Source organism: Micromonospora sp. NPDC049645 (genome assembly GCF_040675155.1).
In the GTDB taxonomy this organism is placed as follows: domain Bacteria; phylum Actinomycetota; class Actinomycetes; order Mycobacteriales; family Micromonosporaceae; genus Micromonospora.
In genome coordinates this window covers 86904-102275 of the sequence record NZ_JBFAOI010000009.1, presented here as the reverse complement: position 1 = coordinate 102275, position 15372 = coordinate 86904, and the positions used below count along the sequence as shown (strand labels likewise).

Below are 15372 nucleotides of genomic sequence, written 5' to 3'. Positions count from 1 at the left end.
TCCGACCGGCGATGCTGGACGGCGGCGAGCCGCCCCGGGCGGCGGAGAGGGGACGCGATGAGGGGCTGGCTTCCGCTCACCCTCGGCCTGCTGGCCGTGGTGATCGGTGCGGTGTGGACGGTCCAGGGCCTCGGCTACGTCAGCGGCAGCGTGATGACCGACGAGAAGATCTGGGCGGTGCTCGGCCCGCTCGTGACGCTGGCCGGGCTCGTGGTGCTCTGGCTGGGCCTGCGCTCGCGCCGACGCTGAGCGCCCACTCCACTGGGGAGTTCTGCGTACGGGGAAAGCCCCGCATCCCGGCCGGGATGCGGGGCTTTCACAGCGACCCTCGGGCCGGATCGTCCCACTGACCGGCGGAGGCCGGTCGTCCTACTCAGATGGGACGGACCTGCTCGGCCTGCGGGCCCTTCTGACCCTGAGCAATCTCGAACTCCACCCGCTGGTTCTCCTCCAGCGAGCGGTAGCCGCTGGTCTGGATGGCCGAGAAGTGGACGAACACGTCAGCACCCCCACCATCGACGGTGATGAAGCCGAAGCCCTTGTCTGCGTTGAACCACTTCACGGTTCCCTGAGCCATGTGTATCTCCCTCTAAAAACTGGCGGCCGTGCACGCCGTCCGGCCGATTGGCCGTTTTTGAGCAGCGACGCCTGAGTCGGCCCCACGAAGGAGACTTCTCTCAACCCACGCCATCTCGCAACAGCGGGGACCAGCAAATCACGGACGCAAAAAGTCTGTCACGACCTCTCCGACGAATTTCTCCGACATGTGACCTGACGGATGCCTCAGGTGCGCTGGGCGGCGTCCGATGCCATGCGAAAGCCCCCTTCCCATCGATGCGGGAAGGGGGCTGAAGTCGCTGCTGGTCAGTCCGGCCAGCTGCCGGTCATCCGGCGGACGCCGACCGCGCCGCCCCGGTCCACGGCGGCCCGGACGACCGCGAAGATGGCGCCCTGCAACGCCGCGGCGGCCAGGATCTCGCCCCAGCCGCGATCCTCGTCGGTCGCGCTGGGCGCCTCGCCGTCGCCGGCGGTGACCTTCCAGACCTGCCGGAAGATCGCCCCGGCCACCGTGCCCGCGGCGATGCCCAACAGCACGCCGACCGGCCGGTACGCGACCCTGCCGATGCTCTTACTCACCTACGCCTCCCCCGCACGATCATCAGCACCACCACGGTGGCCACCGCACCGGCGGCGATGGCCGCCCACGGCACCGGGTTGCGTCGCACCATCTCGCCCTTGTCGTACGCCTGCGCGCGAACCAACTCGCCCTTCTCGTACGCCTGCGCCCGTGCCCTCCCGGCGCCACGCGCGGCCTGCCCGCGGACCCGGGCGACGGTCTGCGCCGCCTGCTCACGCATCCGCTCCTTGGCCTGCTCGGCGGACTCCTTGAGCCGCGCCTTGACGTCGGCCTTGGCGGCCAACGCCTCCATCGTCTCGCCCAACTCGACGCGGGTACGACGGATCTCCTCGCGGAGAGCCTCCGTGTCGCCGGTCCCGTTGCCGGTCATTGCCGCCCCCTGTCCTTCACCGCGGCGGTGACGGTGTCCATGTCTGCCCGCAGGCTGCGGACCGTGGCCGCCGGGACCGGCGGGACGGCCCGGCTGACCTGCTTCTTGCCCACCAGAGCGAGGACGCCGGCCACCAGGAAGCAGGCCACCGCCACGAGCAGCGCCGCGGCCCAGGCGGGCAACACAAGGTCGAGCAGCAGGATCGCCGTGGCGACCAGCGCGCCCAGGCCGAAGAACGCGAGCGCGCCGCCGCCGCCGAACAGGCCGATCCCGATGCCTGCGTGCTTGCCCTTCTGGGTCAACTCCGCTCGGGCCAGCGTCAGTTCGTCCCGCACGAGGCGGGAGATCTGCTCGGTGGCCCGCTGCACCAGCTCGGCGGTGGAGGGCTCGCTCCCGTTCTGGGATGTGCGGGCTTTCGCCACGTCAGCCATGCTGTCCTCCTTTCCTCATCACCGCGCTGTATGCCCGGAGTCGCCGCCCGTCAATCCTAAAGCGCGCCGAGCAGCTCACCGTCCCGGTTGTCCGGACGCCGCGCCGCCGATACGCGGCCAGCCGCCGCGATCACGCCAGAGACGTCCGGCAGCACATCCCCCACCCAAGCCCGACCAAACCTCCCACCCCGACCACCCTTTCCCGGTTCCGGTACGCCGGGCAATTTCGACGTGGTGATCATGGGGTTGCCGGGAACGAACCCGGCGAAGCTCCCCGTGAAACCCATGATCGTCAGGGACGAACGGCAAGATCGCGCTCAATCCTGGTTGTAGTGGCCTCGGCGGGAATGGAGGCCACTACAACCAGGAAATTGCGCGATCTTGGGCAGGCGGGGCGGGCGGGGTGGGCGGAGCGGGACAGGGCGGCGGGGCAGCGAGCGGGACGTGCGGGACAGGGTGGGCGGGGGCGGGTCAGGGGCGGGATTCTTCGGGGCCTACGAAGGCTTCGCTGCGGGCGTCGCCGTCGTCGCTGCCACCGAAGACCCGGGCGTCGTCGGGCGCCTCGGTCTCGGACAGGCGGCGGGCCGGGCGCCGCGGCTGCACCCACTGCCAGGACAGGTTGCTGTTGGCGTCACCCAGCTCGGTGCGCAGCCGGGGCATCGCGGTCGGGCGGTTGTCCCGGATCCAGGCGACCAGGTGCTCCCGGACGAGGCAGCGCAGGTCCCACAGACTGCCCGCGTCGGCGGCGCTGACCAGCGCGCGCAACCGCACCGTCCCGCCGGTGGCGTCGGTGACCTGGAGGACGCAGACCCGCCCGTCCCACAGCTCGGTGCCCTCGACCAGGCGCCGCAGCTCCTCGCGCATGGTCTGCACCGGCACCGCCCAGTCGACGTCGAACTCGGCGGTGCCGAGCACCGCCGCCTCGGTGCGGGTCCAGTTCTGGAACGGCTTGCTGGTGAAGTACGAGGTGGGCAGGATCAACCGGCGGTCGTCCCAGATCTGCACCACGACGTAGCTGAGGGTCAGCTCCTCGATCCGACCCCACTCCCCCTCGACGACGACCACGTCGTCGAGCCGGACGGCGTCGCTGAAGGCGAGTTGGAGGCCGGCGAAGACGTTGCCGAGCAGGCTCTGCGCGGCGAGCGCGGCCACCACACCGACGACACCGGCCGAGGTCAGCACACCGGCGCCGATGCCCCGCACGCTGGGGAACGTCATCAGCATCACGCCGACGGTCAGGATGACGATCACCGCGATGGTCAGTCGGCGCAGCATCACCACCTGGGTCCGTACCCGTCGGGCGTGCCGGTTGTCCGGTACGTCGACCCGGAACCGGGCCAGCGCGGTGTCCTCCACGACGACCAGCAGGCAGGCGACCAGCCAGGCGGTGGTGGCGATGACGCCGAGGATGAGCAGGTGCAGCAGCAGGCGCCGCCAGCTCTCGCCGACGGCGTACCCGGTGCTGAAGCGGACGGCGAACTGCACGGCCAGGACCGTCCCGGCGACCTGGAACGGGCGGTGCGCATGATCGGTCAACTCGGTCAACAGCAGCGACCGGCGGCCGAACCGCCGGGTCAGCCGGTGGATGGCCTCGACCAGGAACAGGGCGACTGCCGCCGCGATGAGCGCGGCGACGGCCGTTTCGAGATAGTTCTGCACGGCTTCGGTGCTCCCCTTCGACGAGGCGTCGGGCACTTCGGGCAAAAGCCCAAGAGTGCCCGACGACCCGGGAATCGACCAGTTCAGACCTTGCGGTACCGGGACTGGAGGAAGCAGTAGACGCCGAAGGCGGCGATGCCGAGGGCGACCAGGGTCAGCAGGAACATCCCGTACGACTGCTCACCCAGGGTGTGCAGCGCGGCGTCCAGACCACGGGCCTTCTCCGGGTCGTAGTTCACCGCCGCCACGATGACCAGCAGACCGGCGATGCCGTACGCGACGCCCTTGGCGATGTATCCGGCCATGCCCAGCCGGCGGGCGAGCTTGCGGGTCTTCGGGCTCATCTCGCCGGTCTTGAGGTGCTTCTCGAACTTCTTGCGGGCACCGTAGATCACCAGGCCGACGCCGATCGCGGCGACCACCAGCCCGGCCAGGCCGACCAGCCAGCGGCCGCCGCTGGAGGTCATCAGCTTGCCGGTCAACGCCTCCTGCTGGTCGGCGCTGTTCGACCCGGCGTCCTTGAAGACCTTGAACGCGGTCCAGGCGAAGTAGAGGTAGACGATGGTCCGGCCGGCCGAGGCGAGCCGCTCGGTGACCCGCTCCCTGCCGCGCTCGGCGCGGTGCCCGACCGCCGCCTCCAGCGCCTGCCAGATCGCCATCGCGAGCAGGCCGACCGCGACGGCGATGACCAGGAACTTGCCGAGGGGCTGTGCGGAGAGGGTACGCAGAGCGCCGGACTGGTCGCCGTCGTCGGACGACGTGCCGAACGCGATCTGCAACGCCAACCAGGCGAAGAGGAGGTGGACGACGCCGTAGCCGATGAAGCCGGCCCGGGCGAGAATTTCCAGCCACCGGCTGTCCGCCGTTCGGGAGGCGGTGGCTTCGGCGCTACGGGTGAGTGACATGGCGTCACAATCTCCGATTCGGAAGATTCCCAAACGTCGGCCACCGCCGCCCGCCCAGGTCAGCTGCCCGGGTTGCGGGACACCCGGATCTTGACCTGCTGGTCGGTCACGCTGTCCAGGGTGACCGCGAAGCCCCCGGCCTCGGTGGCCTGCTGGCCGGTGGTGAGGGTGAGCTGCTCCCCGGCGACCTCGACGGTCACCTGGTCACCCTCGGCGCCGACCAGTTTGGCCTCGACGCCGAGGATGGTGGCGCTGGCGTCGACACCCCGCTCGAAGGTGACCGTGCAGGCGTCCAGCCCGCAGTCGGTGGAGGCGCCCTGCGAGCTGCACCCGGCGAGTACGGCGAGGCCGAGCGCCAGGGCCGCGAAGAGGCCGGCGGCGCGGCGGACGGAGGGAATGGGCATGGTGGCGGGTCGGTTCGTCACCCCGCCAAGAGTACGAGACAGCCGCGAGGTCGGCGCTGAACCGTGATCACCCGGTGGGTGACCAGCGCGCGGGGGCACCGGCTAGGGTCCGGGACATGCCGTTCGACATCGCCCGCACCCGGGCCGCCTACCCCGCCCTGACCGAGGGCTTCGTCCACTTCGACGGGGCCGGAGGCACCCAGACCGCGGCGGGTGTGATCGACGCGGTCGCCGACGCCATGCGGGCGGCGGTCGGCAACCGCAGCGCCGCCTCCGTCCCTGGCCGCCGGTCGTTGGAGCTGGTGGCCGAGGCCCGCTCGGCGGTGGCCGACCTGCTCGGCGCCGACCCTGCCGGTGTGGTGCTCGGCCCGAGTGCCACCGCGCTGACGTACACCCTGGCCCGTACGCTCGGCGCGGCCTGGCGCCCGGGTGACGAGGTGGTGGTCTCCCGGCTCGACCACGACGCGAACGTGCGGCCGTGGGTGCAGGCAGCCGAGGCGGCCGGCGCGACGGTGCGGTGGGCCGAGGTCGACCGGCACACCGGTGAGCTGCCCGCGGCCCAGTACGCCGACCTGGTCGGTGAGCGGACCCGGCTGGTCGCGGTGACCGCCGGCAGCAACGCCATCGGCACCATGCCGGACGTGGCGGCGATCGCCAAGACCGCGCACGCGGTCGGGGCGGTGGTCTGCGTCGACGGGGTGCACTCGGTGCCGCACGGGCCGACCGACCTGACCTCGCTCGGGGCCGACGTGCTGGTCACCAGCGCGTACAAGTGGTCGGGGCCGCACCTGGCGGCGATGGTGGCCGACCCGGCCCGGTGGGCGGCGCTGCGTCCGACGAAGCTGGTGCCGTCCTCGGACGCGGTTCCGGAGCGGTTCGAGTACGGCACGCCGAGCTTCCCGCTGCTGGCCGGGGTGACCGCCGCCGTGGAGCACCTGGCGACGTTGGACCCGGACGCGGTCGGGGACCGGCGGGCGCGGCTGCGGGCCGGTCTGGCCGCCGCCCAGGCACACGAGGAGGCACTGCTGGACCGGCTGCTCGCCGGGTTGGCGCAGCGGCCGGGGATCACCGTCTACGGCTCACCGGCCCGGCGCTGCCCGACGGTCTCGTTCCGGGTCGCCGGGATGTCGCCGACGGCCACCCAGGACGCGTTGGGCGCGGCCGGCTTCTGCCTCTCCGTCGGCGACTACTACGCCTACGAGTACTTCCAGATGATGGGGCTGCGCGACAGCGGCGGCGCGGTGCGGGCCAGCATCTACCACTACAACACGGCCGACGAGGTGGACCGGTTGCTCGGCGAACTCGACGCGCTTGCCGAGACCGCGGGGACAATGGCCGGATGAGCACCCTGGTCGAGGACAACCCGGCGAAGCACCGCTTCGAGATCCTGGTCGACGACGCGCTTGCCGGTTTCACCGCGTACCTGCCGCGCGGGGAGGTTCTGGTCTTCACCCACACCGAGGTGGATCGGAGCTTCCAGGGCAAGGGGGTGGGCGGGGCGCTGATCCGGGGCACCCTGGACGAGATTCGGTCCCGTGGCACGAAGGTGGTGCCGCAGTGCCCCTTCATGGCCGCGTTCATCGACAAGCACCCCGAGTACGCCGACCTAATCGCCGACCTCACGTAGGGCGCGACTGTCAGCGGGTGCCGGTGAGCACCTCGGCGGCGGCCCGTCCGCTGGCCCGGGTGGCGCCGTGGGTGGCCAGGTGCACCGCCCCGGTGACCAGTTCGGGCACGCCCAGCTCGACCACCACCGCGTCCGGCCGGCTGGCCAACGCGCGGTGCACGGCGTCGCGCATCCACTCGTGCCGGTGCAGGTCCCGCACCACCAGGACCAGGGGACGGGTGCCCGCCCCGGTGCCGGGGTCGTCCGGCACGTCGGGTTCGGCGTAGCGGACGGTGCGGGTGCCGGGCAGCAGCTCGCCCAGTGGCCCGCCGATGCCCCACGGGGTCTCCGCGCCGATGGCGATGTTGCGCAGCGGCTCGAACTCGACGACGTGGGCCGCGCGGGTCAGTGGCAGCGTGACCGTCGAGCCCGGGGCGGCGGTGACCCGGACGGCCCGGCGGGCGGCGACCAGCCCCACGTCGGCGGCGGCGCGCGCGCCGGCCGAGCCGGCGGTGCGGGCGGCCACCGTCCAGGCGGCGAGTTGGCCGACGCGCTTGGCGGCCTCGGCGAGGCGTTCCTCGGGCAGTTCGCCGGAGACGACGGCGGCCACGATGGCGTCGCGCAGTTCGCGGGCGGCCTGCTCGTCGGCCCGTTCGCCACCGATGCAGATGGCGTCGGCCCCGGCGGCGAGGGCACGGACCGTCGCGCCGGCGAAGCCGTACCGGTCGGCGACCGCGCGCATCTCCACCGCGTCGGTCACCACCACGCCGGAGAAGCCCAGCTCGTCGCGGAGCAGCCCGCCCAGGATGCGCTGGCTCAGCGTCGCCGGCAGGTGTGGGTCGAGCGCCGGCACCAGCAGATGGCCGGTCATCACGGCCTGCACCCCGGCGGCCACGGCGGCCCGGAACGGGGACAGCTCGCAGGCGTCCAGTCGTTCCCGGTCGGCGGTGATCCGCGGCAGGTCGTGGTGTGAGTCGACGCGGGTGTCGCCGTGGCCGGGGAAGTGTTTGGCGCAGGCCGCGACGCCACCGGCCTGGAGCCCGCGGACCCAGGCGGCGGTGTGCCGCGCGACCAGCTCCGGGTCGGCGCCGAAGGAGCGGACGCCGATCACCGGGTTCGCCGGGTTCGAGTTGACGTCGGCGTCCGGGGCGTAGTTGAGGGTGACCCCCGCCGCGGCCAGCTCGGTGCCGAGGTCCCGGGCGACGGCCTCGGTCAGCTCCGGGTCGTCGATCGCGCCGAGGGCGAAGTTGCCGGGTCGGGAGCTGCCGTGCACCGACTCCAGCCGGGTGACGTCGCCGGCCTCCTCGTCGATCGCCACGATGACGTCCGGCCGTTCCGCGCGCAGCGTCGCGGTGAGCGCGGCCACCTGCTCGGTGTCGACGACGTTGCGGGCGAAGAGCACCACCGAGCCGAGACCCCCGCCGAGCCAGCGGCACACCCACGGCGGTGGGGTGGTGCCGACGAAGCCGGGTTGCAGGACGGCGGCGGCGAGGGCCGGGAGGTGCCCGGTGGTCGTGGTCACTCCGCCCCCTCGTGGTGATCGGTGTCGATCACCGGCGTCGGCGCGCCCCCGTCGACCCGCTGGTTGCGCTCGCTCATGCGGCCCCCGTACCCCATCTCTCGCGCGCCCTCGGCGCACCGCCACCGGCAGGCGGTCCTGCCATGGTCACACTGAGCGATTCAATAGTCAATAAACCTTACAGTTGCCGGGCGGCCCGTTCGCCGGGGAGAGTGCGGGGATGGATCCCGTCCCGCTGGCCGACGCGACGAGCCCGGCCGACATCCCCGGCGTACGCCTGCTCGGCCTGGTGGTCGGCGCCCTGCTGCTGCTCGCCGCGATCCGGGCGATGTTCGGTCGACGCTGATCCCGCAGGGGGCGAGAGTCGGTGTGACCGGGCGCCGCCGGGGTACGGCTGTCCCATCAGCAGTCCGCGTGCCGAAGGGGTAAGCCATGAAGATCGGATACTTTCTGTCCAGTGAGGAGTACACGCCCGCCGAGTTGCTGGAGCAGGCACGCGGCGCCGAACGGGCCGGGTTCGAGGCGCTGTGGATCTCCGACCACTACCATCCCTGGGTGGACGCACAGGGCCAGAGCCCGTTCGTCTGGTCGATGATCGGCGCGCTCAGCCAGGTCTGCTCGCTGCCGGTGACCACGGCGGTGACCTGCCCGACCGTGCGGATCCACCCGGCCGTGATCGCGCAGGCGGCGGCCACCAGCGCGGTGCTGCACGGTGGACGGTTCGTCCTCGGCGTCGGCACCGGCGAGGCGCTCAACGAGCACATCTTCGGTGACGCCTGGCCGCAGGCCGACGTCCGGCTGGAGATGCTGGAGGAGGCCGTCGCGGTGCTGCGGGCGCTGTGGAGCGGCGACTTCGTCAACCACCACGGCAAGCACTACACCGTGGAACACGCCCGGATCTACACGCTGCCCGACACTCCCCCGCCGATCTACGTCTCCGCCTTCGGGCCGAAGGCCATCGACCTGGCGGCCCGGATCGGCGACGGCTACGTGAGCACCATGCCCGACGGCGAGATGGTCCGGCGCTTCCGCGAGAGCGGCGGCGGCGACAAGCCGTGCCAGGCCGGCTTCAAGGCGGCGTACGCCGACAGCGAGGACGAGGGGATGCGTCTCGCGTACGAGCGCTGGCCCAACGCGGGGGTGCCGGGTGAGCTGTCCCAGGTGCTTCCCTCACCCCGACACTTCGAGCAGGCCGCCGAGTTGGTCAGGCCGGAGATGCTGAAGGAGGCGTTCGTCTGCGGCAACAGCGCCGACGCGCACCTGGAGATGATCGACAAGTACGCGAAGGCCGGCTTCGACGAGGTCTACGTGGCCAACACCGGCCCGCACCACCAGGGCCTGTTCGACCTCTACCAGCGCGAGGTGCTGCCCCGGCTGCGCTGAGCCGACGATCAGCGGGCCGGCGCTCGGCGGGCCGGCAGTCGGGGGCATGGACGGTGCCCCGCCCGTGATCGTCCGAACGCGTTTCGGCGGTCCTGGGCTCGGGTACCTCCGGCCCTCGATGAAACTGTCCACGCACTCGATGACGTTGCGCCGCGCGGCCCGCAGCCTTTTCGGCTGGAAGGCGCTGCGACCCAACCAACTGGCCGCCATGCGCGCGGTGATGAAGCGACGCGACGCCCTGGTGGTGTTGCCCACCGGCGCCGGCAAGTCGGCGATCTACCAGATCCCGGCCAGCCTGATCCCCGGCCCCACCGTGGTGATCTCCCCGCTGCTGGCGCTCCAGCAGGACCAGATCGCCTCCCTCAACGAGCGGCAACGCCCGGAGCTGCGGGCGGTGCGGATCAGCTCGAACGAGTCGCCCACCCAGCAGGCCGAGGCGATCACCGAGATCCGCGAGGGCCGGGCGGAGTTCCTCTTCATCACCCCGGAACAACTCAGCAACCCCGAACGGATGGCCGAGGTCGCCGCGCTGAAGCCGGCGCTGGTGGCGATCGACGAGGCGCACTGCATCTCGGCGTGGGGGCACGACTTCCGCCCCGACTACCTGGCGCTCGGGCACCTCATCGACGGCATCGGCCGACCGCCGGTGGTCGCGTTGACCGCCACCGCCTCCCCGCCGGTACGCGACGACATCATCGCCCGGCTGCGGCTGCGCGAGCCGGAGGTGGTGGTCTCCGGGCTGGACCGGCCGAACCTGTTCGTCGAGGTCGCGCACTGCCCCACCGAGGACTACCGGTGGCGGCGGCTGATCGCGCTGCTGCGCGACGACGAGCGGCCCGGGATCATCTACGTGCCGACCCGTCGCGCCGCCGAGGAGTTGGCCGCCCGGTTGACCGCCGCCGACTTCCCGGCGCAGTTCTACCACGGTGGGATGGCGGCCGGCGCGCGCGCCGAACTGCACGAGGCGTTCCTCGCCGATGAGGTCCCCATCATGGTGGCGACCTCGGCGTTCGGAATGGGCATCGACAAGCCGAACATCGCCTGGGTGGTGCACATGGCGCTGCCCGACTCGCCGGACAGCTACTTCCAGGAGATCGGCCGGGCCGGACGCGACGGGCAACCGGCCCGGGTGCTGCTGCTCTGGCAGGCCGAGGATGTGGGCCTGCAACGGTTCTTCAGCGGCGGCCTGCCCGACGTCGACGAGCTGCGCGACCTCGCCGCGCTGCTGCGCCGCAAGCCGGCCAGCAAGACCGAGCTGCGCGAGACCACCGGCCTCGGGCCGCGCAAGCTGGGCCAGTATCTCTCCCTGCTGGAACAGGTCGGGGCGGCCGAGCCGCGCGCCCGGCAACGCATCGGTGCTCCCCGCTACTCCCCCAACCCGACCGACGCCGCCGCCGCGGCGCTGGCCGAGGCGGAGCGCCAGCAGACCGTGACCCGGTCCCGCACCGACATGATGCGGGCCTTCGCCGAGACCCGGGCCTGCCGGGGGCAGACCCTGCTGGCCTACTTCGGCGAGCAGATGACGCAGGTCTGCGGCCACTGCGACAACTGCCACAACGGCACCAGCGTGGCCGACCAGGGCGCCGTCGGGCCGTTCCCGGTGCACAGCCAGGTGCGTCACCCGGAGTGGGGGCCCGGCCTGGTGCTCTCCTACGAGGAGGACAAGATGACGGTTCTCTTCGATGAGGTCGGGTACAAGACGTTGTCGGTGCGCGTGGTGTCCGAACAGGGCCTGCTGACCCTGGACTAGCCTGACCCGGGCACCGGTGTCGGGCCCGGTGGATCGACCAAGCAGAGCATCGATCGACCAAGCAGAGCAGCACGGAAGGGGCGTTGCCGTGATCGAGCAGCCGGCGTACACCGGGTTCGGTTTCTCCGACGGGGAGTGGGGGCTGCTGGTCGGCCTGCCGCAGTCGGTGCTGACCGCGGCGAGCGCCGCCGAGTCCGACGGCACCCGCCGGACCATGGCGGAGACCGCGGCCGGGCTGGAGACCATCGCCGCCGGGCGGGAGTCGGCCAGCCCGCTGGTGGCCGCCGTGGCCGGCGAGATCGTCACCCGGGTCGGTGACCCGGAGACCGGTGAGGAGCTGCCGGTCATCGCGCCCGCCGACCCGAAGGCGATGATCGACGACGTGCTGCTGCGGGCCGGCGAGGCCGCCGAGCTGCTGGCCGTCCGCGTCGACGAGGGTGAGGCCGGCGCGTACAAGCACTGGCTGGTGAAGATCGCCGAGCAGGTGGTGGGCGCCGCGTCCAGCGGTGGGTTGCTGGGCATCGGCGGCGAGTCGGTAAGCGACTCCGAGCGTCGTTTCCGAGACCGACTCGCGCACGTGCTCATCGACTGACCGACGACAACGAGGTGTCGACCGGACCGGTCGGCTCGGCGGCCAACGCCGCAGGGTCGGCCGGTCGGACGCCGCGCAGCGTGACCAGCGCGGTGACCGCGCCCAGCAGCATCGCCACCATGGCGGCGGTCGCGGCGAGGTGCAGCCCGTCGGTGAACGCGACCCGCGCGGCGTGCAGCACCGCGTCGGCCAGCTCCGCCGGCAGCCCCTGCGCCACCGCGAGCGCGCCGCCGAGGGTCTCCCGGGCCGCGGCACCGGCGTCGGCGGGCAGCCCCGCCGGCAGGCCGTCGACGATCTCACGGCGGTAGACCGCCGCACCCACGCTGCCGAGGATCGCCATTCCCAGCGCGCCGCCCAGCTCGCTGCTGGACTCGGTCAGCGCCGACGCGACACCGGCCTGCTCGGGCGGCGCCGCGCCGAGGACCAGCTCGGTGACGAGCGACATCACCATCACCAGACCACCCGCGTAGACACTGGCGCCGACGAGCAGCAGCCACAGCGGCGTCTCCGGCGTGACCCGGGTCAGCACCGCGAAACCCACCACGGCAATCCCGAACCCCGCAGCGATCAGGTACGCCCGCTCGACGCGCTGGGCGAGCGCGGCGGCGGCCGGCGCGATCCCGCCCACGGCGAGGGACGGCACGAGGCTCCACAGTGCCGCCCGCAGCGGGCTCAGGCCGAGCACCAGTTGGAGGTGCTGGGTGGTGAAGATGGCGAAGCCGACCAGGGCGAACATCGCCAGCAGGTTCACCGCCAGCGACCCGGCGAAGCCGCGACGTCGGAACAGGGCGAGGTCGACCATCGGGTACGCCCGGGTCCGCTGCCGGTGCAGGAACAGCGCGCCCACCAGCAGGCCGACGACGACGGCGAGCACTCGGACCGAGCTGAGGCCGTCGCGGGCCATCTCCTTGATGCCGTAGATCACCGGCAGCAGCGCGCCGAGGGACAGCGCGGCGCTGAGCAGGTCGAACCGCCCGGTCGCCGGGTTGCGGAACTCGGGCACCAGGATCGGGGCGAGCAGGAGCAGCATCAGCATCGCCGGAATGTTGATCAGGAAGATCGAGCCCCACCAGAAGTGCTCCAGCAGGACGCCGCTGAGCACCGGGCCGATCGCGATGCCTCCGGTGAGGGTGGCGGTCCAGATGCCGATCGCGGTGCCGCGTTGCTTGGCGTCGTGGAACATGTTGCGCACCAGGGCGAGCGTGGAGGGCATCAGGGTGGCACCGCCGACGCCGAGGACGGCACGGGCGGCGATCAGCGTCGCGGCGCTGTCGGCGTACGCGGCCAGCAACGACGCCGCCCCGAACGCGGCGGCGCCGATCAGCAGGAGCCGGCGTCGGCCGATCCGGTCGCCCAAGGCGCCCATGGTGATGAGCAGCCCGGCCAGCACGAAGCCGTAGATGTCGAAGATCCAGAGCTGCTGGGTGCCGGTGGGGCGCAACTCCTCGCTGATGAACGGGACGGCGAAGTAGAGCACCGACACGTCCATCGAGACCAGGAGCAGCGGCAGCATCAGCACCGCGAACCCGATCCACTCCCGCCGGCCCGCCCGCGGCGCCGGTGTGGTGGTGATCGTCATGATCAGCGTTCCCTTCTGCGTATGTCGTACGCTGTTATGCGTAGACCATACGCAGAACTAGGATGGCGGGGCAAGGAGGAAATGTGGCGGCGAAGACAGACGACAGCGGGCCGGTGCTCCCGCCGGCCATCGAGAGCGCGTGGGGGCTCCGGGAACGACCACCCAAGGGCCCCCGGCCCGGAATGAGCGTGCCCGCCATCGTGGACGCCGCCGTCCGGGTGGCCGACGCCGACGGCCTGGCCGCCGTGTCGATGAGCCGGGTGGCCAAGGAGCTGGGCGCCGCCACCATGGCCCTCTACCGGTACGTCGGCTCCAAGGACGAGCTGCTGATGCTCATGGTGGACACCGGGTACGGCCCATCCCCCGGCCCACCCAACCCGCAGGACGACTGGCGTGCCGGCCTCACCCGGTGGGCCTGGGCCGAGCACGACGTGCTGCGGCAACGGTCCTGGCTGCTGCACGTCCCGATCAGCGGCCCACCGATCACCCCGCAACAGCTCGGCTGGATGGAGGACGGGCTGCGCTGCCTCGACGGCACCACCCTCGGCGAGGCCGAGAAGATGTCGGTGCTGTTGCTGATCACCGGGTACGTCCGCAACGAGGCCACCCTCACGTCGCAGGTCGCCGAGGGCAGCCGGGCGTCCGGCGCCGAGCCCGGCGAGGTGATGTCGGCGTACGGCCAGACGGTGGCCCGGCTCATCGACCCGGTCCGCTTCCCCGCGCTGCACCGGGTGCTCACCGCCGGCGTGCTCAACCAGGACGACGACCCCGACGACGAGTTCGTCTTCGGCCTCGACCGGATCCTCGACGGCGTCGAGGCGCTCATCCGGCGCCGGGCGGGTTGAGGGCGCCGGATGCTGCCGAGAGACACCGTCGACACCACCGTTCTGCCGCCGGGCGAGCGGTTCGGAATGTGGCTGGACCTGGTCGCGCGCACCTCGGCGCCACTGCGCATCCGCTCCGCGCACACCGACGACTTCGCCGCCCGCGCCGACTTCATCGCGCTCGGCCCGATCCAGTTGGTGGAATACCGCTACCCGTCACTCGACGCCACCCGGACCCGGAAACTGGTTCGCCAGTCCGACCCGGAGCTGTACGTGCTCGCGCTCACCACCGGCGGCATCGGCACGTCCAGCCAGGACGGTCGGCACAGCGAGATCCTGGCCGGCGAGTTCACCTTCTACGACGCGTCCCGGCCGCACGACGTGTGCCACCACGCCACCGAGCCGGAACGGGAGGACGCCACCTCGATCATCACTCTGATCCCGCACGCCGCCCTCCCACTGCCACCGCAGCGGATGGCCGCGCTCTACGGCGGCCGGATGTCCGGCAGCGAGGGGATCGGGGCGCTGCTGGCGCAGTTCCTGCTCCAGGTGACCGCGCACCCCGAGCAGTACCACGCCGCCGACGCCAGCCGGCTCGGCGCGGTGGGGCTCGACCTGGCCACCACCATGCTCGGCCGGCACCTGGTCGCCGAGGACGCGGTGCCCACCGAGGTCCGCCGCCGGGCCCTGCTCACCCAGGTGCAGGCGTACGTCCACCGGCATCTCGGCGACGCGACCCTCGACCCGCAGGCCGTCGCCGACGCCCACCACATCTCGGTGCGGTCCCTGCACCGGTTGTTCGAGGGCGAGGACGCCACGGTGGCGTCCTACATCCGGAACCTGCGGCTGGCCCGGTGCCGGCGTGACCTGACCGACCCGGCGCTGCGCAACCAGCCCGTGCAGGCCGTCGCGGCCCGCTGGGGTTTCACCGACAAGGCCCATTTCAGCCGGGCGTTCCGGGCGGCGTACGGCACGAGCCCGCAGGAACACCGCGACAGCGCCTCGCATTCGGCGCGGATCGTCAACCGCCGGGCGTCCACGGTCAACTCACCCACGGCAGACTGACACCAGCGCGGCCGACCTCGACCGGTGGGCCGCCAACGGGGGCCGTGGCGCGGCGCCCGCCGCGAGCGCGCGGCGGGCGGCCCGCCCGGTGGCACCCGGGTCGCGCCCGAGGCTCCGGCCCCGTCGCGTTTTCCCCCCAGAATCGTC

18 protein-coding genes are annotated in these 15372 nt (G+C 72.2%); 9 read left to right on the top strand and 9 right to left on the bottom strand.

Annotation, left to right across the window (positions count from 1 at the left end):
- Positions 1-57: 57 nt before the first annotated feature.
- A complete protein-coding gene (locus tag AB0J33_RS20910; RefSeq protein WP_363615671.1) occupies positions 58-249 on the top strand; it encodes a hypothetical protein in 192 nt (63 codons plus the stop codon).
- Positions 250-373: 124 nt separating this feature from the next.
- On the opposite strand, the gene AB0J33_RS20905 is transcribed toward AB0J33_RS20910, so the two are convergent.
- The 7 genes from AB0J33_RS20905 to AB0J33_RS20875 all read right to left on the bottom strand — a co-directional run bounded on the left by AB0J33_RS20905 (position 374) and on the right by AB0J33_RS20875 (position 4928).
- A complete protein-coding gene (locus AB0J33_RS20905; protein ID WP_030338233.1) occupies positions 374-577 on the bottom strand; it encodes a cold-shock protein in 204 nt (67 codons plus the stop codon).
- Between the two features lie 287 nt (positions 578-864).
- Positions 865-1137 carry a DUF4235 domain-containing protein gene (locus AB0J33_RS20900; protein ID WP_363615670.1) on the bottom strand — a complete coding sequence of 91 codons (273 nt, stop codon included), beginning with the start codon at positions 1135-1137 and terminating at the stop codon, positions 865-867.
- The gene (locus AB0J33_RS20895) at positions 1134-1508 is read right to left on the bottom strand and encodes a DUF3618 domain-containing protein (protein WP_363615669.1); all 375 of its coding nucleotides are present in this window, start codon (positions 1506-1508) and stop codon (positions 1134-1136) included. The genes AB0J33_RS20900 and AB0J33_RS20895 overlap by 4 nt, the downstream gene beginning before the upstream one ends.
- Positions 1505-1939: a phage holin family protein gene (locus AB0J33_RS20890; protein ID WP_363615668.1), complete on the bottom strand. Its 435-nt coding sequence runs from the start codon at positions 1937-1939 to the stop codon at positions 1505-1507. Before AB0J33_RS20890 ends, AB0J33_RS20895 begins: the two co-directional genes overlap by 4 nt.
- 471 nt (positions 1940-2410) lie before the next feature.
- A complete protein-coding gene (locus tag AB0J33_RS20885) occupies positions 2411-3598 on the bottom strand; it encodes a mechanosensitive ion channel domain-containing protein (RefSeq protein WP_363615667.1) in 1188 nt (395 codons plus the stop codon).
- A gap of 83 nt (positions 3599-3681) precedes the next feature.
- Positions 3682-4503, bottom strand: coding sequence for a DUF1206 domain-containing protein (locus tag AB0J33_RS20880; RefSeq protein ID WP_363615666.1), 822 nt, complete (start codon positions 4501-4503; stop codon positions 3682-3684).
- A 59-nt stretch (positions 4504-4562) separates the two neighbouring features.
- On the bottom strand, positions 4563-4928 hold the full coding sequence (locus tag AB0J33_RS20875) for a hypothetical protein (RefSeq protein ID WP_363615665.1): 366 nt from the start codon (positions 4926-4928) through the stop codon (positions 4563-4565).
- 95 nt (positions 4929-5023) lie between these two features.
- On the opposite strand from AB0J33_RS20875, the gene AB0J33_RS20870 reads away from it, so the two are divergent.
- Positions 5024-6250, top strand: a complete 1227-nt coding sequence (locus AB0J33_RS20870; protein WP_363615664.1) for a cysteine desulfurase-like protein — start codon at positions 5024-5026, stop codon at positions 6248-6250.
- Positions 6247-6534, top strand: a complete 288-nt coding sequence (locus AB0J33_RS20865; protein ID WP_363615663.1) for a GNAT family N-acetyltransferase — start codon at positions 6247-6249, stop codon at positions 6532-6534. The genes AB0J33_RS20870 and AB0J33_RS20865 overlap by 4 nt, the downstream gene beginning before the upstream one ends.
- A 10-nt stretch (positions 6535-6544) precedes the next feature.
- Here AB0J33_RS20865 and AB0J33_RS20860 read toward each other — a convergent pair whose 3' ends face one another.
- The gene (locus tag AB0J33_RS20860) at positions 6545-8035 is read right to left on the bottom strand and encodes a glycoside hydrolase family 3 protein (RefSeq protein WP_363615662.1); all 1491 of its coding nucleotides are present in this window, start codon (positions 8033-8035) and stop codon (positions 6545-6547) included.
- Positions 8036-8252: 217 nt separating this feature from the next.
- On the opposite strand from AB0J33_RS20860, the gene AB0J33_RS20855 reads away from it, so the two are divergent.
- From AB0J33_RS20855 to AB0J33_RS20840, 4 genes are all read left to right on the top strand, one after another.
- A complete protein-coding gene (locus AB0J33_RS20855) occupies positions 8253-8378 on the top strand; it encodes a hypothetical protein (RefSeq protein WP_256443624.1) in 126 nt (41 codons plus the stop codon).
- Positions 8379-8464: 86 nt separating this feature from the next.
- A complete protein-coding gene (locus AB0J33_RS20850) occupies positions 8465-9415 on the top strand; it encodes a TIGR03557 family F420-dependent LLM class oxidoreductase (protein ID WP_363615661.1) in 951 nt (316 codons plus the stop codon).
- A gap of 118 nt (positions 9416-9533) precedes the next feature.
- Positions 9534-11165, top strand: coding sequence for a RecQ family ATP-dependent DNA helicase (locus tag AB0J33_RS20845; protein WP_363615660.1), 1632 nt, complete (start codon positions 9534-9536; stop codon positions 11163-11165).
- Positions 11166-11253: 88 nt separating this feature from the next.
- Positions 11254-11757 (top strand): hypothetical protein, encoded by a 504-nt coding sequence (locus tag AB0J33_RS20840; RefSeq protein WP_363615659.1) that lies wholly within the window; start codon positions 11254-11256, stop codon positions 11755-11757.
- Here the strand turns inward: AB0J33_RS20840 and AB0J33_RS20835 are convergent.
- On the bottom strand, positions 11747-13336 hold the full coding sequence (locus AB0J33_RS20835; RefSeq protein ID WP_363615658.1) for an MFS transporter: 1590 nt from the start codon (positions 13334-13336) through the stop codon (positions 11747-11749). The two genes, AB0J33_RS20840 and AB0J33_RS20835, sit on opposite strands and share 11 nt — an antisense overlap.
- An 83-nt stretch (positions 13337-13419) precedes the next feature.
- Here AB0J33_RS20835 and AB0J33_RS20830 point away from each other — a divergent pair, with 83 nt between their 5' ends.
- Together AB0J33_RS20830 and AB0J33_RS20825 are read left to right on the top strand one after the other, a co-directional pair.
- A complete protein-coding gene (locus tag AB0J33_RS20830; RefSeq protein WP_363615657.1) occupies positions 13420-14181 on the top strand; it encodes a TetR/AcrR family transcriptional regulator in 762 nt (253 codons plus the stop codon).
- A gap of 9 nt (positions 14182-14190) precedes the next feature.
- Complete coding sequence (locus AB0J33_RS20825) at positions 14191-15225, top strand: helix-turn-helix domain-containing protein (RefSeq protein WP_363615656.1); 1035 nt, start codon at positions 14191-14193, stop codon at positions 15223-15225.
- Positions 15226-15372 lie beyond the last annotated feature (147 nt).